Source organism: Acinetobacter faecalis (assembly GCF_034187745.1).
Taxonomy (GTDB): Bacteria; Pseudomonadota; Gammaproteobacteria; order Pseudomonadales; family Moraxellaceae; genus Acinetobacter; species Acinetobacter faecalis.
Map to the genome: position 1 here is coordinate 91,811 of NZ_JAXHPF010000004.1, position 21,614 is coordinate 113,424.

General features: G+C 36.4%; 22 protein-coding genes and 1 tRNA gene. 11 read left to right on the forward strand and 12 right to left on the reverse strand.

Features of this window, described 5'->3' with window-relative positions; genetic code table 11:
- Positions 1 to 169: 169 nt before the first annotated feature.
- Entirely contained in the window at positions 170 to 709 is a 540-nt protein-coding gene (locus tag SKM54_RS05570) for a DOMON-like domain-containing protein (RefSeq protein ID WP_321087981.1), read from the reverse strand.
- A 10-nt stretch (positions 710 to 719) separates the two neighbouring features.
- Complete coding sequence (gene yhbY, locus SKM54_RS05575) at positions 720 to 1,043, reverse strand: ribosome assembly RNA-binding protein YhbY (RefSeq protein ID WP_154773258.1); 324 nt, start codon at positions 1,041 to 1,043, stop codon at positions 720 to 722.
- A 349-nt stretch (positions 1,044 to 1,392) separates the two neighbouring features.
- Here yhbY and rlmE point away from each other — a divergent pair, with 349 nt between their 5' ends.
- From rlmE to SKM54_RS05600, 5 genes are all read left to right on the forward strand, one after another.
- On the forward strand, positions 1,393 to 2,043 hold the full coding sequence (gene rlmE / locus SKM54_RS05580) for a 23S rRNA (uridine(2552)-2'-O)-methyltransferase RlmE (RefSeq protein WP_154773259.1): 651 nt from the start codon (positions 1,393 to 1,395) through the stop codon (positions 2,041 to 2,043).
- A 135-nt stretch (positions 2,044 to 2,178) separates the two neighbouring features.
- Positions 2,179 to 4,077: an ATP-dependent zinc metalloprotease FtsH gene (gene ftsH / locus SKM54_RS05585; RefSeq protein WP_154773260.1), complete on the forward strand. Its 1,899-nt coding sequence runs from the start codon at positions 2,179 to 2,181 to the stop codon at positions 4,075 to 4,077.
- A 124-nt stretch (positions 4,078 to 4,201) separates the two neighbouring features.
- On the forward strand, positions 4,202 to 5,050 hold the full coding sequence (folP, locus tag SKM54_RS05590; protein ID WP_321094630.1) for a dihydropteroate synthase: 849 nt from the start codon (positions 4,202 to 4,204) through the stop codon (positions 5,048 to 5,050).
- 168 nt (positions 5,051 to 5,218) lie between these two features.
- Positions 5,219 to 6,832, forward strand: a complete 1,614-nt coding sequence (locus tag SKM54_RS05595) for a vWA domain-containing protein (RefSeq protein ID WP_321094632.1) — start codon at positions 5,219 to 5,221, stop codon at positions 6,830 to 6,832.
- Positions 6,833 to 6,952: 120 nt separating this feature from the next.
- Positions 6,953 to 7,267 (forward strand): DUF5713 family protein, encoded by a 315-nt coding sequence (locus SKM54_RS05600; protein WP_311918295.1) that lies wholly within the window; start codon positions 6,953 to 6,955, stop codon positions 7,265 to 7,267.
- Positions 7,268 to 7,295: 28 nt separating this feature from the next.
- Here SKM54_RS05600 and SKM54_RS05605 read toward each other — a convergent pair whose 3' ends face one another.
- A complete protein-coding gene (locus tag SKM54_RS05605; protein WP_321087978.1) occupies positions 7,296 to 7,967 on the reverse strand; it encodes a hypothetical protein in 672 nt (223 codons plus the stop codon).
- Positions 7,968 to 8,056: 89 nt separating this feature from the next.
- Positions 8,057 to 8,142: transfer RNA gene (locus SKM54_RS05610), tRNA-Leu, on the reverse strand.
- 255 nt (positions 8,143 to 8,397) lie between these two features.
- On the opposite strand from SKM54_RS05610, the gene SKM54_RS05615 reads away from it, so the two are divergent.
- The gene (locus SKM54_RS05615; RefSeq protein WP_321094634.1) at positions 8,398 to 8,820 is read left to right on the forward strand and encodes a hypothetical protein; all 423 of its coding nucleotides are present in this window, start codon (positions 8,398 to 8,400) and stop codon (positions 8,818 to 8,820) included.
- Positions 8,821 to 8,830: 10 nt separating this feature from the next.
- On the opposite strand, the gene SKM54_RS05620 is transcribed toward SKM54_RS05615, so the two are convergent.
- Positions 8,831 to 9,565: a sulfite exporter TauE/SafE family protein gene (locus SKM54_RS05620; RefSeq protein ID WP_321094635.1), complete on the reverse strand. Its 735-nt coding sequence runs from the start codon at positions 9,563 to 9,565 to the stop codon at positions 8,831 to 8,833.
- A 209-nt stretch (positions 9,566 to 9,774) separates the two neighbouring features.
- On the opposite strand from SKM54_RS05620, the gene SKM54_RS05625 reads away from it, so the two are divergent.
- The gene (locus tag SKM54_RS05625) at positions 9,775 to 10,242 is read left to right on the forward strand and encodes a hypothetical protein (RefSeq protein WP_321087975.1); all 468 of its coding nucleotides are present in this window, start codon (positions 9,775 to 9,777) and stop codon (positions 10,240 to 10,242) included.
- Between the two features lie 43 nt (positions 10,243 to 10,285).
- Here SKM54_RS05625 and rsmD read toward each other — a convergent pair whose 3' ends face one another.
- Positions 10,286 to 10,837: a 16S rRNA (guanine(966)-N(2))-methyltransferase RsmD gene (gene rsmD / locus SKM54_RS05630; RefSeq protein WP_311918300.1), complete on the reverse strand. Its 552-nt coding sequence runs from the start codon at positions 10,835 to 10,837 to the stop codon at positions 10,286 to 10,288.
- A gap of 9 nt (positions 10,838 to 10,846) precedes the next feature.
- Entirely contained in the window at positions 10,847 to 12,883 is a 2,037-nt protein-coding gene (mrdA, locus tag SKM54_RS05635; RefSeq protein ID WP_321094637.1) for a penicillin-binding protein 2, read from the reverse strand.
- Positions 12,884 to 13,416: 533 nt separating this feature from the next.
- On the opposite strand from mrdA, the gene SKM54_RS05640 reads away from it, so the two are divergent.
- The 3 genes from SKM54_RS05640 to SKM54_RS05650 all read left to right on the forward strand — a co-directional run bounded on the left by SKM54_RS05640 (position 13,417) and on the right by SKM54_RS05650 (position 15,758).
- Positions 13,417 to 14,733 carry a hypothetical protein gene (locus SKM54_RS05640; RefSeq protein ID WP_321094639.1) on the forward strand — a complete coding sequence of 439 codons (1,317 nt, stop codon included), beginning with the start codon at positions 13,417 to 13,419 and terminating at the stop codon, positions 14,731 to 14,733.
- An 81-nt stretch (positions 14,734 to 14,814) separates the two neighbouring features.
- Positions 14,815 to 15,474, forward strand: coding sequence for an adenylate kinase (gene adk, locus SKM54_RS05645; protein WP_154773269.1), 660 nt, complete (start codon positions 14,815 to 14,817; stop codon positions 15,472 to 15,474).
- A gap of 95 nt (positions 15,475 to 15,569) precedes the next feature.
- Positions 15,570 to 15,758, forward strand: a complete 189-nt coding sequence (locus SKM54_RS05650) for a hypothetical protein (RefSeq protein WP_321094641.1) — start codon at positions 15,570 to 15,572, stop codon at positions 15,756 to 15,758.
- A gap of 24 nt (positions 15,759 to 15,782) precedes the next feature.
- On the opposite strand, the gene nth is transcribed toward SKM54_RS05650, so the two are convergent.
- A complete protein-coding gene (nth, locus tag SKM54_RS05655; protein ID WP_321094643.1) occupies positions 15,783 to 16,472 on the reverse strand; it encodes an endonuclease III in 690 nt (229 codons plus the stop codon).
- A 4-nt stretch (positions 16,473 to 16,476) separates the two neighbouring features.
- Complete coding sequence (locus tag SKM54_RS05660) at positions 16,477 to 17,268, reverse strand: RnfABCDGE type electron transport complex subunit B (RefSeq protein WP_321094646.1); 792 nt, start codon at positions 17,266 to 17,268, stop codon at positions 16,477 to 16,479.
- A gap of 331 nt (positions 17,269 to 17,599) precedes the next feature.
- Between SKM54_RS05660 and gdhA the strand changes: the two genes are divergently transcribed.
- The gene (gene gdhA, locus SKM54_RS05665) at positions 17,600 to 18,943 is read left to right on the forward strand and encodes an NADP-specific glutamate dehydrogenase (protein WP_154773273.1); all 1,344 of its coding nucleotides are present in this window, start codon (positions 17,600 to 17,602) and stop codon (positions 18,941 to 18,943) included.
- A 74-nt stretch (positions 18,944 to 19,017) separates the two neighbouring features.
- On the opposite strand, the gene SKM54_RS05670 is transcribed toward gdhA, so the two are convergent.
- From SKM54_RS05670 to rlmH, 3 genes are all read right to left on the reverse strand, one after another.
- On the reverse strand, positions 19,018 to 19,794 hold the full coding sequence (locus SKM54_RS05670; RefSeq protein ID WP_321094648.1) for an META and DUF4377 domain-containing protein: 777 nt from the start codon (positions 19,792 to 19,794) through the stop codon (positions 19,018 to 19,020).
- Between the two features lie 145 nt (positions 19,795 to 19,939).
- A complete protein-coding gene (locus SKM54_RS05675) occupies positions 19,940 to 20,716 on the reverse strand; it encodes a DODA-type extradiol aromatic ring-opening family dioxygenase (RefSeq protein WP_154773275.1) in 777 nt (258 codons plus the stop codon).
- A gap of 105 nt (positions 20,717 to 20,821) precedes the next feature.
- The gene (rlmH, locus tag SKM54_RS05680) at positions 20,822 to 21,304 is read right to left on the reverse strand and encodes a 23S rRNA (pseudouridine(1915)-N(3))-methyltransferase RlmH (protein ID WP_154773276.1); all 483 of its coding nucleotides are present in this window, start codon (positions 21,302 to 21,304) and stop codon (positions 20,822 to 20,824) included.
- Between the last annotated feature and the right edge of the window lie 310 nt (positions 21,305 to 21,614).

The window sequence follows — 21,614 nt, forward strand, 5'->3', positions numbered from 1 at the left end:
AAGGTGATGAAGTGATTTTAATAAAAAGTACTTTGATGTAATTAATCAGTCGTTCTTTATTTATGATTATAAGAAGAGGGGAAGGTTAATTTAAAGGTCGAAACTTTTAAAAAGGGAAATTTCAGATATAAAAAAAGCAAAAGGTAAATGCCTTTTGCTTTTTTCACTTTTAAAACTGATGTAGCCAATCTCGTTTATTGTGGAAATCGGCACTTGGGCTACTATGCTGCATTGCATAATATTGATGACCTTGAGTTGTATTTAACACAGCGGTTAAACCAATAAACAAGTCATCCCATTTCAGTTTATGTTTCAACATAAATTCAGTCAGATCTAAACTTACATTTAAACCATAATGGGTGCGTTTAAGTTGATTAAGTTCGATGTCTTCAGCAACTTGAGGAGGCATATCCTCTGGATAGCGATATTCTTCGAATTGATAAGCTTGCCATGCTTGAGAAGGGGAAAGGTTAATTTCACGATAGAAATCTTCACCTTTAACGCCTATAAAAATCTCATAGCATGTATTTTCCCAAAGGAAATCAACACGAGGATTCGCAGAAACTAGCTCTGGCCATTGAACATATTGGTTAGGATCACGTAACCAAAAGCCAACATTTAAGCCAAATGGGCTTTGTTGTTCAATTGCGCCAACTAGGGAGATTGCCTGAAAGCGGCGATCAAAAGCACTAAGGTCATAACTTGCCATAAGTTAAATATTAATTACCTAAATGTGCGTGACGAACAAGATTAGAAAGCTTTTGGTTTTGTTTTGCAGCTTTTTTATAAAGTAATGCAATTTTACCAATAGTTTGTACAATTTCAGATCCTGAAACTTCTGAAAGTTCTGTAATTAATGCAGAACGCGCTTCGCGATCTTCAGCAACTACTTTAACTTTAATAAGTTCATGATCATTTAACGCACGGTTTAGCTCTTCAATTACGCTTTCTGATAAGCCTTTATCACCAATCATTACAACTGGGTTTAAAGCATGTCCAATTTGACGTAAACGCTTACGTTCCTGAATTGATAAAGCCGCCATAAAAATAACCTAAATTAAAAAACGCCTTAGTATAACAAATTGCACAATCAATCGCTGAAAATTCTGAAGTTGAATACACATTTATTCAGAAGCTAATTTTCCTTATAAAGAGGAGGAAAATGGTTTTTAATTTAATAAGCATCATATATTTAGTCTAAGTTGGTTAAAGTTTTACATCTAAAATTTGTTAAAGTTTCAAATAATCATCAAGTTATAAACTTTCAAATAAACGATCTACACGATTGAAAAAAACAAAAATAAAGACGATATTTAGATACAGATGAATACTGCATGACAGATTATTTTCACGTACAATGAATATTAAGAAGATTTAATTTATTAGAGAGTTATGGCTACACGCATTACCAACCAAAAGTTATCTAAAAGTAGTCGTGATTGGATGAGAGAGCATTTAGACGACCCATTTGTGAAAAGAGCGCAAAAGGAAGGCTATCGTGCTCGTGCAGCTTATAAGCTTCTAGAAATGCAAGAAAAATATAAGCTCATAAAACCAGGTATGGTGGTTGTCGATTTAGGTGCTGCTCCAGGAAGTTGGTCGCAAATTGCAGGTAAATTAGTTGGAAGCAAGGGTATTGTAATTGCATCTGATATTTTAGAAATGGATGCATTACCCGACGTAACCTTCCTGCAAGGTGACTTCCGAGAAGAAGCTGTCTTTGAAGAATTGTTAAAAATTTTAGATGGGCGACAAGTAGACGTTGTAATTTCGGATATGGCCCCCAATACATCAGGTAATAAGGCTGTTGATCAACCGCGTCAAATTTACTTATGTGAACTAGCCCTAGATTTTGCCAATAAAGTACTGGGACCGAAAGGTCAATTTGTGGTAAAAGTTTTCCAAGGGATCGGTTTTGATGAATTCCGTAAGCAAGTTGTCGATAGTTTTAAAGTGTTAAAAACATCGAAACCTGCTGCTTCTCGTGCTCGTTCAAAAGAAGTTTTCTTAATTGGACAAGGGCTAAAAAAAGCATCTAAGTAAAGTTTACTTGCCAAGTCCTTAAAAATTGTGCATTTTGTACCTTTTTAATGATTTATATAGCTGGTTGTCAGCGTTTTGAAATAAAAGGTCACCCAATTGGGCATGATCAAATTAGATTGATATGGGAATAAAGCTTTGAGCGATCTTTTCAAGAATGCCGTATTGTGGTTGATTATACTTGGTGTGCTGATTCTTATTTTCAGTAACATTAATGGCGATGAAAAACCAACATCATTGAACTATTCAGAGTTCGTGGCGGCGGTGAATGCTGGTCAAATTAAACAAGTTACAATTGATGGCGAAAGAATTAATGGTGAGAAAGTAAACGGCTCATCATTCGAAAGTATTCGTCCGGCAGTTCAAGATCCTGAACTTATGCCGAACTTGATCAAAAACAACGTTGCTGTTGAAGGTACTGCACCTCAACGTCAAGGTTTGTTGATGCAGCTTCTTATTGCAAGTTTCCCTGTACTTTTAATCATTTTGTTATTCATGTTCTTTATGCGCAACATGGGTGGCGGTGCAGGTGGTAAGAACGGCCCAATGAGTTTTGGTAAATCTAAAGCGAAAATGCTTTCAGAAGACCAAATTAAAGTAACATTTACAGATGTTGCTGGTTGTGATGAAGCTAAACAAGAAGTTGTTGAAATTGTAGATTTCTTAAAAGACCCATCAAAATTCAAGCGTTTAGGTGCAACAATTCCTAAAGGCGTATTGATGGTTGGTCCTCCGGGTACGGGTAAAACTTTACTTGCTAAAGCAATTGCTGGTGAAGCGAAAGTTCCATTCTTTAGTATTTCTGGTTCTGATTTCGTTGAAATGTTTGTTGGTGTGGGTGCGTCTCGTGTACGTGACATGTTCGAACAAGCAAAACGCCATGCGCCATGTATCATCTTCATTGATGAGATTGATGCAGTTGGTCGTCATCGTGGTTCGGGTACAGGTGGTGGTAATGATGAGCGTGAGCAAACATTAAACCAAATGCTTGTGGAAATGGATGGTTTTGAAGGCAATGAAGGTATTATCGTTATTGCTGCAACCAACCGTGCAGATGTACTCGATAAAGCATTACTTCGTCCAGGTCGTTTTGACCGTCAAGTAATGGTGAGCTTGCCAGACATTAAAGGTCGTGAACAAATTTTAAATGTTCACTTGAAAAAACTACCTTCAACGGCTGGTGTAGATGTTCAAGTTCTTGCGCGTGGTACGCCTGGTTTCTCTGGTGCCCAATTGGCAAACCTTGTAAACGAAGCTGCATTATTTGCTGCACGTCGTAACAAGAATACTGTTGATATGCATGACTTTGAAGATGCAAAAGATAAGCTTTACATGGGTCCAGAACGTAAATCGATGGTGATTCGTGAAGAAGAACGTCGCGCTACGGCTTACCATGAAGCGGGTCATGCAATTGTTGCTGAAATTTTACCGGGCACAGACCCTGTTCATAAAGTAACAATTATGCCGCGCGGTTGGGCTTTAGGTGTAACTTGGCAGTTACCTGAACATGATCAAACAAGCCATTACAAAGATAAGATGTTGAATGAACTTTCGATTCTTTTTGGTGGTCGTATTGCTGAAGAAGTATTCATTAATCAAATGTCGACAGGTGCCTCGAATGACTTTGAGCGTGCAACAAAAATGGCACGTGCAATGGTTACGAAGTACGGCATGTCAGACAAAATGGGCGTAATGGTTTACGAAGATGATTCTCAGCAATCATTCATGGGTAGTATTGGTAGTCGTACGATTTCTGAAACAACTCAACTTGAAGTTGATCGTGAAGTTCGTCGTATTTTAGATGAGCAATATAAGGTTGCGCGTGACATCTTGGAAAATAACAAAGATATCGCACACGCAATGGTTAAAGCGCTTATGGAATGGGAAACGATTGATCGTGATCAAATCCGTGACATTATGGAAGGTCGTGAACCTCAGCCACCAAAAGTTTATGTTGCAGACAACCCTGTGGTTGATGTAACTCCAACAGATGGTCCTGCGACACCTCCGCCATTACCAACTTTGCCAAATGCTTAATTAAGTTATTTAAAAAAGAGTCTCAATTGAGGCTCTTTTTTTATGCATGCTATTTTGAAAAGAATTTAGCAACTGTAATTTAAGACTTGTTAGAATGTATTCAGCGTTTATTTAGGAAAAAAGTATGCAGCTCGTTGCTTTGCCAGAACATATTTTACAGTGTGGTAATTTAAGTTTAGATTTATCAAAACCACATGTAATGGGCATATTAAATGTGACACCAGATTCTTTTAGTGATGGTGGTTTGCATAATGGTAAAGATGAAGCTGTAGCGCGTGCTTTACAAATGATTGCGGAAGGTGCAACCGTTATTGATGTTGGTGGTGAATCTACACGTCCAGGCGCATCTGTAGTTGCTGTGGAAGAAGAGATAGCACGTGTTGTGCCTGTGGTAAAAGAACTCGCAAAACATAATGTTGTGATTTCAATTGATACATCAGAACCCGAAGTGATTAAAGCTGCAGTAAGAGCGGGTGCGCATATTTGGAATGATGTTCGTGCGCTCACACGCCCAAATGCGTTAGAAACAGCGGCAAGCTTAGATATTCCTGTCATTATTATGCATATGCGTGGTGAACCCACAACTATGAATAATTTAGATCAATATAGTGATGTTACTTTTGATGTAATTTCAGAGTTAAAGCAACGTGTAAATGATGCTTTAAATGCGGGTGTTAAATCTGAAAATATTATGATTGATCCCGGTTTTGGTTTTGCCAAAAATGCTCAGCAAAATTTAAAACTTTTAAATGAGTTTTATAAATTAAAGGAAATGGGCTATCCAATACTTTCGGCATTATCACGTAAACGCTTTATTGGTGAAGCGGTAGGTGAGTCTGATGCACAAAAACGGGTGGTTGGTTCTGTGGCAGCAAATTTAATTTCTGTGCAACAGGGTGCATCTATGGTGCGTGTGCATGATGTAAAAGCAACGTGTGATGCGCTAAAAGTTTGGCAAGCGATGCAAAGCTAAATGAGAGGTTATTGATGAAATCTAGGTGGAATGAGGGTTTTGCCTAGATTGTGTATGAATGTTGAATTTTATTTTACATATCAAAACTATATTTTTCATTCAAACTGTAAATAATCATTATATAAAATAATATATTTTTAATAATTAATAACTAATTTGAGAATAGCTATGAAGAATAAAAAATTATGTGTTTTTGGTGTATTAAGTTTATTTATTACCGCATGCGGACAACAACCAAGATTACAGGAAGGTGGTTCATCAGCAAGAATGCTACAGCGTAGCGCTTTACCAGCACAATTGGGCATCGCAAATATTGCTAATTCACCTTCGTTAACAAGTAAACATTTAGATCAATATTCATTAAATACTGAAAAATATCAAAAAAATGTCATTAATCCTGTTAAGCGAGTAGCTGAAGACGCTGTTTCAACTTTTAGTATTGATGTTGATACGGGGAGTTATACAAATGTGCGTCGATATTTACAAAGACAAACTCGGCTGCCACCCGTAGATGCGATTCGCATCGAAGAAATGATTAACTATTTTAATTATGACTATCCACAGGTTAAATCTGAACATCCATTTACTCTAAATACAGAGGTTGTTGCTTCGCCATGGAAGCAAAATGCAAAGCTTATTCGCATTGGTATTAAAGCTAATGATATTGAATATGCTCAATTGCCTGCAGCCAATTTGGTATTTTTAGTTGATGTTTCTGGAAGTATGGCTGGAAAGAGTGGACTTGAGTTGGTGAAAAAAACACTCAAAATACTCACTGAGCAATTACGTACGCAAGATCGTGTGACTATTGTGACATATTCAGGTCGTGAAGAAATTGCGTTAGAAACGACATCTGGGAAAGATAAGTGGAAAATTCTTAAAGTGATTGATTCTTTAGAAGCAAATGGTGCGACATCGGGTGAGAGTGCGATTCGTATGGCATATGATTTGGCTGAAAAGTCTTTCATTAAAAATGGAATAAACCGTATTTTAATTGCGACTGATGGTGATTTTAATGTAGGTGTAACTGATTTTGATACCTTAAAAGGAATGGTTGAGGAAAAGCGAAAAACAGGTATTTCATTAACAACCTTGGGATATGGTGTAGATAACTATAACGAGCATCTTATGGAGCAAATGGCGGATGCAGGTGATGGAAACTATAGTTATATTGATAATGAGAAAGAAGCTCTAAAAGTTGTGGAGCGTCAATTAAGTTCAACTTTGGCAACGGTTGCTCAAGATGTAAAAATACAAGTTGAGTTTAACCCTACAACAGTTAAAGAATATCGTTTGGTAGGTTATGAGAATCGTGTATTGAAGGAAGAAGATTTTAATAACGATCAAGTTGATGCAGGTGATATTGGTGCAGGGCATACCGTAACTGCATTGTATGAAATTATTCCGACAGGTGTTGGTGGTTGGATGTCTGATTCTCGTTATCAAAAAAATGCACAGGATAATTCAAATTCTAATGAATATGCATTTTTAAAGTTGCGCTATAAACTACCTAATCAGCAAAAGAGTATTTTAATTAATCAGCCTATTGAAAATGTATCGAAGAGTTTTGATCAAGCTTCAAAAGATACCCAGTGGGCTGTGGCGGTCACTTCATATGCAGAACTCTTACGAGGTGGGAAATACATTGGAAATATGAATTGGGCTAAAGTATTGGATCTTGCAAATAAAAATGCAAAACCTGATCCTTATTTAATGAAAGCTGAATTTATAGAGCTTGTGGAAACAGCACAAAAATTCAGTTCTAACCGTGGGCGTGATTAGAATAATTGAACTTGAGTTTATAAAGTAATCTTACAGAGTTTTACTTTTAAATTTGGTGAAAGCTTGAGGATGTGTTATATAAGCTCGGTTTTCTGAAATGCTATAAGTTTGAGCTGTATTATGTTGAATGATTTACTTCTCCCAATGTTTGATGATGAGTATTATCCAGATGTACTGGTTGCTGAAGTGAGAGAAAGCATAAAAAAATTTGCGAAGAAAGTTGCTAAGTCAAACTTAAGTGAAAATGATATTTATCATTTTGCTCAAGAATCCATTACAGAAATTAATAAAATGAAACCTCAGTTTGAAGATCTGGATTCATCTTTAGATGATACTGCGGCAGATTATATAGCTGAGGCTATGATGATGGTGGTTCAAGATCAAGGCTATATGGATATTGAAATGGAAGAGTTGGTTGCCACCCGTGAATGGTAATTGAAAATAAACCCTGCATTTGCAGGGTTTATTTTTTTAGAAGTGTAATAATTGCTGATATAAAATTTGGGTAAAGTATTTGCTGTGAGAGCTTTTGTTCTTCAAGCATACATTTATTGTATAAATCTAAATAATAGTGTGTTGGTTGTGCTGAGTTGTTTTTAGTTTGTTGAAAAGCCCAAAATGCCATTTGACGAATTTTGTGTAAGCGCACTATTTCTAAACGTGGGGTGTTTTTATATAGGGGTTCAATAAAAATAACGACATAACCAAAAAAAGAGAATAATACCAAGCTTGGAAAATACAAGTGTGGAATATCTAATATGAAGTAGTTTAATACGAAGAGAATAATGATAAAGATTTGTATATATAAGGCATTTTGAAGTCTTTGAGCGTAAAATTTTGAACAGTGTTTTGCTTGTTGTTGTACCCAAAACTGAAATGGAAATTGAATAAAAGCAAATAAAATAGTAGATAACGTAAGTGCTTGGAGAATATCAAATCGAAAATTATCAGATATAAGTATGGCAAAGCCTAAGCAAAGCATAACGGTACTAATTGCAGTAAAAAAAATGATGGCAAAATTGATGATATGAAAAGAGTGGTAAAAAGGAAGTTTTAATTGAGCAAAATGTAAAGGTTGAAAAAAAGCTTCAGGATGACGTTGTTGTAATTCTTTTAAATTAAAATGATTAGACATAAAAATTAATACTAACACTAAATTTTAGACATAAAAAAACCAGCATATAGCTGGAAATTTTATTGCACCATTTTTCTGTAGTAGAAGAATGGTGCCCGAGGCCAGACTCGAACTGGCACGCTTTGTGGGCGGGGGATTTTAAATCCCCTGTGTCTACCGATTTCACCACTCGGGCATGTGCGCAATAATAGAGGACGAAATAAAACTTGGCAAGTGTATTTCCAATCAATTGCTTTCTTTTCAATCAAATAATTGCGTTATGGTTAAAAAATATAAAATAACAGAAGATTTAACCCGTTTTATACGCAATTGTTAGAATTTTATGATTATATTGTCGATGTAAAATTCTCACTTCTATAATGGCAATTTATAAACTCTAGGTTTATATGAGTTGTTGTTTGAATTTCTATAAATTTTAAATGAGGAAAATATGAAAAAGTATCTCATTTTATTTTTATTGAGTTGCTATAGCTTTGTATTGAATGCAGCAGAAGAAAATATAAAAGTAGAAGAAACAAAAGAAACGATATTTGAAGCGCAAGAAAAGGAAAAAAAAGAAAATTTAGAAAAATATGATGAAGAACAAAGAGATTATAGTTTTATAAATAATAATTTTTACGAAGATGATGTTGTACGCGTGTATAACAACACTGCATATAGTTTTGATGGTGCTCAAAATAAATTTATGTCAGGGCAGACATATGATGTAGGTGTAGATGATTTTGCTGTTTCTTTTGGTTATGGAATGGAATTTAAATTAGATCCAGTTAATAAAGTGGGCTATGAGTATGTTTCAAGCTTTCCTTATGATAGAGGACAAATGGTTCGTTTTTTTTGGTCTAAACGGTTTTAATATATTAGCTTTAAGTTAAAAGGCTTAAGCACATTAAAATTCCTGAAGTAAATAACAAACCAAGTACGATTTTTTTGAATTGAGTGTCTGAAATTTTATAAAATAATTTAGCACCAAAAATAGCAGGAATGCTGACACTAAAAACAAGAATTGCAAGATAGGGGATATGTTCGCTTTGTATATTTCCTTTAATTAAATAAGCAGTTATTGCAAAAAGCTGAATTGCAAAATTAAAATGACGCATAATGTGGCGTTGTTTATCTTTATTTAAGTTTTTGAGCATGACCCACGCAGAGGGCACAGCACCACTAAAACCGCCTAATCCTCCTAAAACTCCACCAATAAAGCCAATACAGCTATCTGCTAATTTTCCTGCATTTTTTATGATGGAAAATTGAGGATTAAACAGCATTAAGGGACTCCAAATAATTAAAAATACACCCAATACAAGTTTGAATATTTCAGGTTGTATTAAGTCGAGTAGCCATGTACCAATAGGAACACCAATTAAGCCTGCTAAAATATAAGGTAGAACTAAAGATTTATTAAATTTATAGATTTTCTTTTCGCTAGATAGTGAAATCATATGACTCCACAACGAAGCAAAGACCACTAATGGTGCTGCGAGTTGAGGTGCTAATACCCAAACCCAGAAGGACATGGCGACCAAGCCAAAGGCGAAGCCTGTTAAGCCTTGTACAAAGCCAGCAATTACAGAACCAATGATAAAAATAAGCCAAGTCATAAAATTAACAGCATAATTATTTGGCTTAATTTTAATCCATCTTATTTAAATTATTAGTTTTAAATTGAATTTTGTTATTTCTATTAAAGATATGTTTTGCATAATATGAGCAAAATATGAATGAATTTCTACATAAATAAAACAACCAATCCCCGATCTATTCATGTGTGTATTTCATAATTTAGAAATAGAATTTTAGGGTTTTTCACATGATTAAAAAAATAATATTGTTATCGGCACTTGGGTTTTCTTTAACAGGTTGTGTAATGGCACCTTACGATGACCGTCCTCATTATTCAGGTGGTTACAACTCCTATGATCGACCTCATTGGAATAATGGTGCGACTCATCGACCTAATTATAGACCGAACTATCGACCAAATGATCGTCCTCATCAGCAGAAGCCTAAGCCTCATCAAACCAAACCTAATTTTCAGGGCAACAAACCGCCAGTGTATCGTCCGCCTGTGAATAGACCATCGCTTAATCGTCCTTCTGAACACAAGCCAAATCACCAAGGTCAAAAACCATCGCAGCACAAACCAAATCATAAGCCAAATGACAAACCAAATCATTCAGGGCAAAAACCAAGTGTAAATAAACCAAGCTTGAATTCGAATTATCCTAGACCGCTAGGTTTACCAAATGCGCAAAGACCACTTCGACCATCGGTATAAAAAAAGGATGCTTAAGCATCCTTTTTTCTTTTAATTTTTATGATCACTTCTTCTGATATAAGCCCGCACGAACGGTACCAGCTTTGGTATTTTTAATTTGAATCCAGCTTGATGGAATTTTTAACTGTGATAAATCACGGTCAGCTTCAATATAAATAAAGCCATCATTTTTTATTAAAGGATCTGCAAGTACTGCGAGTTCTTCCCATAAGTTTAAGCTATATGGGGGATCTAAAAAAACCACATCAAACTGATCTTTTAAAGCTGGTAAGGTCTGCTGTGCGGTTGTAATTTTAAGTTTTGCACGTTGATTGGTTACTTTTAAAAGCTCTAAATTGTCTTTTAAAAATTTAGCTTGTTGAGTATTTGGTTCAATCATAACCACTTGGCTTGCACCACGTGATAATGCTTCAAAAGCAAGTGCGCCAGAACCTGCACAAATATCTAAAACATTGGTGTTTTGAATGTCCCACATGAGCCAGTTAAATAAGGTTTCGCGAACACGGTCGGGTGTAGGGCGTAAGCCTTCAATACTTGCAAAAGGGAGTTGGCGACGTTTCCATTCGCCACCAATAATACGTAATTGGTTTTTCATATCTTAGAGTTACTCTTCACTTTCAACTTGTGAGGCTGCTTGTGAATTGGTTGGACGATTATTGGGTTCTGGTAATGTAGTCGCTGTAGGCATATTTACATTAGCATTGCTTGCAGAAGTATTTGTGTTGTTATTACCACTTGGTAATTCACTTGGTTTAATACCTGCTGTCATTAGACCACCACTCATTTGTGTTGCGGCAGGCTTAATTGGGTTCTTTTTACGGCTTAGAATCCAATAGTCGAATAACGGTTTTGCAAGCTGAGCAGCAGAACCACCATGACGACCATTTTCCCAAACAACAGCAACCGCAATTTGTGGGTTTTCGGCAGGAGCAAAACCTACGAATAAGCCGTGGTCTAGTTGGCGTTCTGTAAGTAGGGCTTCGTTGTATTTTTTACCTTGTGCGATACTTTTAACTTGGGCTGTACCTGTTTTACCTGCAATATCATAAAACGGTGTACGAATACCTCTACCTGTACCTGTGTTAATTACATCTACCATGGCTTCACGCATTTTTATCCAATCTTCAGGTTTTCCATTAAATGGAATAATGCCATCTGTTGCATTGTGAACTTTATGCTCTTTTGCGCCTTTACTTTCACGAAGTACATGAGGCGTAATGTGAGCACCTTTGTTAGATGTAATCGCTGTTGCCATAGCAAGTTGTAATGGTGTTGCAGTAAAGGCACCTTGACCAATACTTACAGAGATGGTTTCTCCGCGTAACCATTTGCTATTACGTGTGCGAAGTTTCCATTCTGGGCTTGGATATAAACCTGAACTTTCGCTTGGTAAGTCGATACCTGTTTTTTCGCCAAAGCCAAATTGACGCATCCATTCATTCATTTTTTCAATACCCATACGGTACGAAAGGACATAGAAGAATGTATCGCAAGAAACGACTTGAGCTGTATGCATGTTTACAACGCCATGACCTGTTTTCTTATGGTCACGGAAGCGGTGGCTGTCGCCAGGAAGGGTAAAGTAACCATGATCTTGAATGGCAGTTTGCCAATCGATTAGACCGTAGTGAATGCCACCTAAACCAAACATTGGTTTAATTGTAGAGCCGGGTGGATAAGTACCTTGAACAGCACGGTTATATAAAGGTTGATCTAAATTATCACGTAGTTCTGAATAATCTTTTGTGCTAATACCTGTAACAAATAAATTAGGATTAAAACTGGGGCTAGAAACTAAAGCTAGAATTTCACCTGTATTTGGGTCTAATGCAACAATTGCACCACGTCGACCTGCGAGTTGTTCACTTGCAACTGTTTGTAAGCCATAGTCGAGAGAAAGGAATAAATCATTACCACGAATAGGGTCTTTACGTCCTAAATGGCGTAAGACATTACCATGCGCATCGGCTTCAATAGATTCATTGCCCGGTAAGCCATGTAGTAAGTCTTCGTAGTATTTCTCTACGCCAATTTTACCAATTAAGTTCGTGCCTGCGTAGGCATCTTTATCAATCGATTTTAATTCTTTATCGTTAATACGACCAACATAACCAATTACATGAGCAAAAAGCTCACCATGTGGGTAATAGCGGGTCATTTGGGTTTCAATATTTACACCTGGAAACTGAAATTTAACTTCACTAAAGCGAGCAATATCTGTCTCATTTAAATTGAGTTTAATTACGACACGTTCAGTTTTACGAGAAACTTTAATACGGCTTTTGAAGCGGTCGATATCTTCTTGAGTAAGTTCTAAAATTGGCGTTAAACGCTCAATTGTATCGTTCATATCATCAATATCTGCACGGCTTAAAGTTGCAGAAAAAACTGGGTAGTTATCTGCTAAAAGTACACCATTACGGTCATAAATATAACCACGAGCAGGTGCTAAAGGCTGAAGACGAATACGGTTTTTATCGGAAGCTGTTGCAAACTCATCGAAGCTGAAAATTTGTAAATATGCGTAGCGAGAAATAAGTAATAAAAGAAAAAAAGTAACAATACCTACAGAAACCAGAACACGATTGCGAAATATGCGCTTTTCTTGCTGAACATTTTTTAAAGGAAAGTTCTGTTTCATACGCAGTGTACTTAGGTTTGTGGGGTGAATGATTTTGATGCTTATTCTAACTCAACTCAAGTGTATTTGTGAAAGAAGCAGATCTATTTAAAAATAAAAATATAAAGCGACGAAATTGACTTAAGCGACACAAATTTACAGAAATGAGGTCTATAGAGTTATGAGTAATTCTGATACATTTCTGATGTAAATATTACTGTTTTTATTTAAAGAACAAGCATAAGTAAGTTGTTGTTGAAAATATGCGTGACAACTTTTGGCTGAATAATGAAAAAACAGCTATAATATCAATACTTATATAGGTTTTATCTCATTTAAATATAAAACTCACTTAAATAAGCAAAGCTTACGGAGGTTAGAGTTAATTTGTTTTAATGAATAATAAGTTTATTTTTTAAATTACTTAGCAAAAGGGTGCAGTTAAAGATTTTAAATACAAATTTCTAATATTGTTCTAGAAAGCTAATAGACAAAATAGAACAATTACTAGAACTTTAAAATCTTGCAAATAGAAAGATATATGGAATTCATGCATGCTTGAGTACATCAATCAGTTGTGGCAAACATTTTTGCAACGTCCAGATTTCTGGGCGGTGCTTAGTATTATTCCTGTCACAGCATTTGTAACTTGGGCGCATGTATGGATGGCACTTAAAATGGTGTTTTTCCCCATTCATTTTTGGGGGGTTCATGTTGGTTCTATTCCTGTTGGTTGGCAAGGAATTGTGCCACGTAAAGCAGGGCGTATTTCAGGCATTATTACAGACAACACATTGTCTAAATTGGGTTCATTGCAGGAATTTTTAGATGCAATGGATCCTAAAGATATGGCGCACATTATTGGTCAGCAAGTTGGTCATGAACTTGAATACTTAATTGATGAAGTCATGATGGAGCGTAATGCCATACTTTGGGAAAATATGCCTTATGCCATTAAGCGCCGTATTTATGCTCAAGCCAATAAGCAATTACCCGGTGTTTTAGAAGATTTAGTTGTCGATTTGACTTTAAATGTAGAGTCACTTGTAGATATGCGTGAAATGGTCGTAAGTCAAATGGAAAATGACCGCCATTTAATGGTTCGCATGTTTTTAAAAGTTGGACAAAAAGAAATTAATTTCATTTGGCATATCAGTGCTTTAATTGGAATTGTCTTTGGTGTTTTTCAAATGATTGTATGGTTCGTGATACCATGGCATTGGACAGTACCTTTTTGGGCATCTGTATGGGGTTTTTTAACGAATTGGATTGCAATTTGGATGGTATTTAATCCACTTGAAGCGCATTATGTTCGTTACCCTCAATTTTTTGAAAGAACTAAAAATCGTAAATTTCCTTGGATTAAACCTGTCATTCCTCGTATAGGGGCGTATAATATTCAAGGTGCTTTTATGAAGCGCCAAGATGAAGTATCGGATGTGTTTGCAAAAGTCGTAACAGAAGAGCTCATTACCTTAAAAACGATTATGTCTGAAATGATGTATGGTGGGAAAAAAGAAAAAACTCGCCGTATTGTGAAACGACATATTAACGAAATTATGGAAACGCCTTTAGTTCGTACGACTTTACAGCTTTCTTTAGGGCCTAAAGAATACGCAAGACTCAAGACTGACTTGATAGATCGCTCAATTGAAATTACGATGGTTCCTATAAGTGACCCAGAATTCAATGCGAGTCGTGCACAAAAAATCTTTCAAATGTTTCGAGATCGTATTCGAGAGTTAACACCAAAAGAATTTCAAAATTTATTACGTCCTGCATTTCAGGAAGACGAATGGATTTTGATTATATTGGGTGGTGTAACTGGATTTGTTGCTGGTTTAATACATTTATTTGTGGCTTTTTTATAATTCGATGCTGAGCCATATAACGAAACGTTGATTTTGTTATAAGCAATGCATCATGTTCATTGTTAAATGAGGATGTTTTTTATGCGCATTATTTTACTAGGACCACCTGGAGCAGGCAAGGGTACTCAGGCTCAGTTGATCTGTAAGCGCTACAATGTCCCACAAATTTCAACCGGTGATATGCTCCGTGCTGCAATTCGTGAAGGTACTGAATTAGGTCTAAAAGCTAAAAGCGTAATGGACAATGGCGGTCTTGTTTCTGATGAGCTTATCATTGGTCTTGTAAAAGAGCGTATTGCTCAACCAGATTGCGTGAATGGCTGTATTTTTGATGGTTTCCCACGTACGATTCCTCAAGCTGAAGCTTTGGAACAAGAAGGCATTAATATCGATCACGTGATTGAAATTGATGTTCCAGATGAAGAGATTGTTCAACGTCTTTCAGGTCGTCGTCAACATGCTGCATCTGGTCGCGTTTATCACATCGTTTACAACCCACCTAAAGTGGAAGGTAAAGATGATGAAACTGGTGAAGATCTTATTCAACGTCCAGATGACCAAGAAGATACAATTCGTCGTCGTTTAGGTTCATATCATACAGAAACAGAACAACTTGTTGGTTTCTACCAAGGTCGTGCTGCTTCTGGTGAAAATGCACCAACTTACAATAAATTAAATGGTCTACGTCCAATCGAAGAAGTTCAAACTGATTTGTTCGCGATTTTAGATCAATCAAAATAATTTAGATTTTTAAAATTCTAATTGTTTTGACAAGAAAAGAGTCCTAAGTCATATTGGGGCTCTTTTTTATTGTTATAACTTTTGAGGACACGATTTTGCTAAAAGTTGGTTTAATCATCTTAGTGATTGCATGTTTGGCAATGCTTTTAGGCTTGTTATATGTGAGCTTTAAAATATTACGTGAAACGCAAAAGAAAGAAGCTTTATTGAAGAAAGATCAAACAACACAATATCAGATTCATCCTAAGCTAAAAGCAGAATTGGATGCGAAAAAAAAAGAATGAAGAATGATTAAAAATATAGATGCATTAAGCATCTATATTTTTAAGTTTAATTGCTCTTTCTGCGCCAAATTCGAAACGATCTGGCCAGTTGCAAACATCAGACACAATGCATTCATTACATTTTGGTTTACGTGCAATACAACAATATCGACCATGCAAAATTAGCCAATGATGCGAGTCGATAATAAATTCTTTAGGAATGACTTTGACTAGTCTATGTTCTACTTCTAGAACATTTTTCCCAACTGCTAAACCTGTTCTATTTCCTAAACGGAAAATATGTGTATCTACTGCCATAGTAGGTTGACCAAATGCGGTATTTAGCACCACATTTGCCGTTTTACGCCCTACACCAGGTAATGCCTCTAAGTCTGCACGGTTATTCGGAACAACGCTGTTATGCTTCTCTATGAGCATTTTACAGGCTTTAATTACGTTCTCGGCTTTAGAGTTATATAAGCCAATTGTTTTTATATATTCTTTTAGCCCATCTACACCTAATGCATAAATCGCTTCAGGCGTATTGGCAACGGGAAAAAGTTTATCAGTTGCTTTGTTTACGCTTACGTCTGTCGCCTGTGCAGATAAAGTTACAGCAACCAAAAGCTCAAATGGATTTGAATAATTGAGTTCGGTTTGAGGATGAGGGCGCTGTTCACGTAACCGTTCAAAAAACGTTTGAATTTGTTTTTTGGTCATATTTTTAACGGTCATGTATTTAAGCTCCTAAAGCTGTAAGTTGCTTGTTTAACTCATCCAATTGTGCACGTTTATTTGCGTCTTCACGAACGCTCAGTTGCTTTTCTAATTTTTTAATTTGCGTTCTGAGCTTTGCTAATTCAATTGTTGTTTTAGCATCTTGCTGAACAACCGTCGGTTTGGCTTTTTCAACACGCTTAATTTCAGGCACATTTGATGTATGAGCTGAAAATTGTGCGAAAAGTTCAGTGTCAATTTCTGCGCGAACAATAGGACCTTTACGATGAATACGACGTTTTTCTTCACGTTGAATATGTGAATAGTAACGTTGTCTTAAATCATTTTGTTCTCGTATACGAATAATTTCAGTTGGAATTTCTTTGGTATCTTCAACTAAATCAATGCAATCGACAGGGCAAGGCGGTATACATAATTCACAGCCTGTGCAAAGGTCGGTCAAAATACTATGCATCAGTTTTCCTGAGCCAATAATGGCGTCTACAGGACAAGCGCTAATACATTTGGCACAACCAATACATTCATCTTCACGAATAATAGCTTTCATGCGTTGTGGGCGACCATCGCTTTGAATAGGCCATACACTTTCTTCGGCTTTTAATTTTGGTCGAGCAAGAAGATCTGCTAAAGCATCGGCAACAGGTTGACCACCCGGAACACATTTATTTGCGTCTTCGCCAGCAACAATAGATTTTGCGTATGGTAAACACCCATCTCGATGTCCACATAGACCACATTGAGTTTGTGGAAGTAAAGCATCAATATTTTGAATGAGTGCGATTTGCGAGTTCATTTAGGTACCACAACTACTCGTAAAAGTAGTAAAAAGGAGGAATTTTATTAAGTTGATGATTTTAACACGAATTATTTCATTAATCTTGTGCTCTAAATTGATACAAAACGTGTCTTTATTTGGTACGTTTATTTTGATAGATATACTTGAAAATTATAGGTTTTTTGTTAACGCTCATAAATATAAATAATTGTTATTTAATATTTAATTAAATTTCATTCAAATAATTGTTGTAGATTCATTACAAAAGATATTTAATGTTTTGCGCCAAAATAAATCGTTGATTGAATTTTTGACCAATTTTGATCCATTTTCTGCTGAGGATTAAGCGTTGAAATACAACACACTTAATGAGTTCCTAGATTACGTAAAAGCACGTGATGCACATCAACCAGAATTTCTTCAAGCTGTTGAAGAAGTGATGACAAGTTTGTGGCCTTTTATTGAAAAAAATCCACAATATGCAGCTCACGGTTTGCTAGAACGTCTAGTTGAGCCTGAACGTGCGATTCAGTTCCGTGTTTCATGGGTAGATGACCAAGGTCAAACACATGTAAACCGTGCGTTCCGCGTACAATATAACTCAGCTATTGGTCCATTTAAAGGGGGCATGCGTTTCCACCCTTCAGTGAACCTTTCAATCCTAAAATTCTTAGGTTTTGAACAAACTTTTAAAAATGCTTTAACTACACTCCCTATGGGCGGTGGTAAAGGCGGTTCAGATTTTGACCCTAAAGGCAAATCTGAAGGTGAAATCATGCGTTTCTGCCAAGCGTTAATGATTGAGCTTTACCGTCATTTGGGCTCTAACACAGATATCCCTGCTGGTGATATTGGTGTTGGTGGTCGTGAAGTGGGTTACATGGCTGGCATGATGAAAAAGCTAAGCAATGACACTTCATGTGTATTCACTGGTAAAGGTTTAACTTTCGGTGGATCATTGGCTCGCCCTGAAGCAACTGGTTACGGTACTGTGTATTTCGCTGAGGAAATGCTTAAGACTCGTGGCGAAAGCTTTAAAGACAAAGTAGTAACAATTTCAGGTTCTGGTAACGTTGCTCAATATGCTGCTGATAAAGCAATGTATTTAGGCGCGAAAGTGGTTTCGCTTTCAGATTCTGCTGGTACTGTTTATGTTAAAGACGGTTTTACAGAAGAATTACTTGCTGAAGTAATGGAACTTAAAAACGTTAAACGTGGTCGTATTTCTGAATTTGCAGCTAAACATGGCTTCGAATATTTAGAAGGTCAACGTCCTTGGTCAATTAAATGTGATATCGCACTTCCTTGCGCAACTCAAAATGAGTTAGATGCAAATGATGCTGCACAATTAATTGCAAATGGTGTGATTTGTGTTGCTGAAGGTGCAAACATGCCTTCTACACTTGAAGCTGTAGAGAAATTCGTTGAAGCGAAAATTCTTTATGCGCCAGGTAAAGCATCAAATGCGGGCGGTGTTGCAACTTCTGGTCTTGAAATGTCTCAAAACGCATTGCGTTTAGGTTGGACTTTCGAAGAAGTTGACGAACGTCTTCATGCAATTATGAAAGAAATTCACCGCAACTGCGTTAAGTTTGGTACTAAAGAAGATGGTACTGTGAACTACGTAGATGGTGCAAATATTGCAGGCTTCGTAAAAGTTGCCGATGCAATGTTAGCGCAAGGTGTATTCTAAGTTTTGCTTAGAATAAGCTAAAAAAACCGAGGCAATTGCCTCGGTTTTTTTACATATTGAGTTTCAAATTAGACTTAAAGTGCGCCTTTTACAGCTTCACGCTCAATTGTCATATCGTGAACATAAGCATATTTAGATTGATCTGCTGCTGGATTTTTAATTTCATAACGTTTAATGCGAATGACTTGGCGTTCATTTGGATTGTGTTCATAGCCTTCAATTGAGTCATAGAAGTTAGACCAGTTTTGATCTGCTTGAGTTTTAATGCCTTTATCGTTGTATTTAATTTCACGTACTTGTAAACAAGTTTGTGGCGCTACACCTTGGCATTGCACAGTTTTAGGATTTACTTCTAAGAAAATCGTTTCACCTTGAGTTTGATATTTTACTTCAGGTGTCATTTTTCCTGTAAACACAAATTTTTCGCCATTCGCTGCAACCAAAGTCAGTGTTGGTCTTTGTGCATCATCAAGGTTTAATACAAATGGTGTTTTACCTGCGCTGAATAAGCTTGAAGCAAAACCTTCTTGTTTTGTAGATGCCTCATCACAAGCCATCATTGTAGACATTATATTTGTTGTCGTAATAATATTGTTTTCAACTTTCCAAGATGTGCCAAGCGTATTACAGCTTGTAGAAACACTTAAACGACCTTTGTCGGCAAAAGTAAGTACGATAGGGCGCTTCGCATTTTCAGTGCTTGCACTCCAAGTATAAGACGTTAATGTTTTATCGGCATTTTGTTGTTGTAGTACTGACACAGCTAAATCTCCAACTTTTTGAATATCGCTAGATTGACAAGCAGCAAGCGCAAAAGGGAATAGGGCAATAGCTAAGTATTTTAATTTCATTTTCGGCGTATTCTTTGTTGATAATTTAAGTAATAAGTAGAATAACTGAAAGTAATGAAATAAAAATGGATACATTCCCAACTTTTGAGTAGAAAATGTATCCCAAATATATCAGATTGTTATTTTTTTATTGCTGAATGCAATATTAATCGAAGCGATAAACATCCATTCCAAGCGAACCCATTGTAAAACTACTATGTACAATACTAAAACGATGACCTGTACCCATAGCAAAGAAAATAGGTGCAAAGTGTTCAATAGTTGGGTGATTACGGTTTACATGAGGAATTTTTTCCCAATCTAAAACAGCATTAAAGTCATTATGATGAAGCTTATTGACCACATAATTACGGAATGTTGAAGCCCATTCAGGAACAGATTGATTATCTCCATTCCAAGAAAGTTCTCGTAAATTATGGGTAATACTGCCCGAACCAATCATTAAAATTTGCTTTTCACGCAGTGGTGCAAGCGTTTGCCCAATTTTATAAATATCTTCAGCAGACATATTCATAGGCAGTGAAATTTCAACCACAGGAATATCTGCTTCAGGGTACATATGAAGTAAAGGCATCCACACGCCATGATCGCGTGGGCGCGTACTATTTGCATGTGCAGAGAAGCCTGCTTGTGCAAAGAGCTGTAAAATTTCTTCAGCTAATTCAGGTTCACCGGGAGCAGGATAGCGAATGTCATAAAGCGCTGGCGGAAAACCACGAAAGTCATGCCATGTTTCAGGACGTACAGCAGAACTTACTTCAAGCGCATTACTTTCCCAATGTGCAGACATAATAATAATGGCTGTTGGTTTAGGAAGATTAAGGCTTAATCTTTCTAATGCTGGCCCAACTTGTTCAGGGTTCAAAGCAAGCATGGGTGAACCATGTGAAATGAATAGCCCTGGTAAAGTTTGTAAGTTCATGACTTTATGCCTAAATAAATAATCTATGGGGATTATCTAAGATAATAAAAATAAGATAAACTCAAATTAATTAACAAATCGTTCTATAGGTAGAACAATTTAAAATTAGCCTGCACGATGGTAAGGGTGGTTGTTGTTAATACTCATAGCACGGTAAAGCTGTTCAATGAGCATGACGCGTACCATAGGGTGAGGCAGGGTGAGTTTAGACAGTGACCAATGCCAAGCCGCAGCTTTACGTACGGCTTCTGAGTGACCATCTGGCCCACCAATTGCAAGTACAATGTCGTTACCTTCTAGCATCCAACCTTTCATGGTTTCAGCAAGTTTTTCGGTGCTAAATTCGCGTCCGCCTACTTCTAAAGCAATAAGCACTTCATTTTGCTTCATGGCATTTAGAATGCTGTCACCTTCGATATTTCTGTATTTTAAAATATCTGCTTCGGAGTCGTTTTTGCCACGCTTTGCCATTGGCAATTCTATTATTTGAGTTTGCACGAATGGTTGTATGCGTTTGAAGTAGTCTTCAAAACCTGTAAGTACCCAAGCAGGCATTTTTTGACCGATAGTCAGAATACGAATTTTCATAAGAAGCAAATTTTTAAAACAGGATTGAATTATACCTTGAAATTCGTGGGTTGGATGAGATTGTTAGTTGAGATTCAATGAGTAGTTAGGGAGGACTGTGTAGGTCGATTTAAAATGCTTTATTGGATTTCTTAAGGTGAATTAAATAACTTTGTAGAACGATGTATGTTTTTTTAATCGTGGAACATATTAATTTTATCAAAAAGCCCAGATTGGTAGTGAGCTTTTTTTGGTGTTGCAGTAACATTTTGATTATTATTGATAATTTTTCATAGTGTGCATTGTGTTAAAATGATTATTTCGATAATCA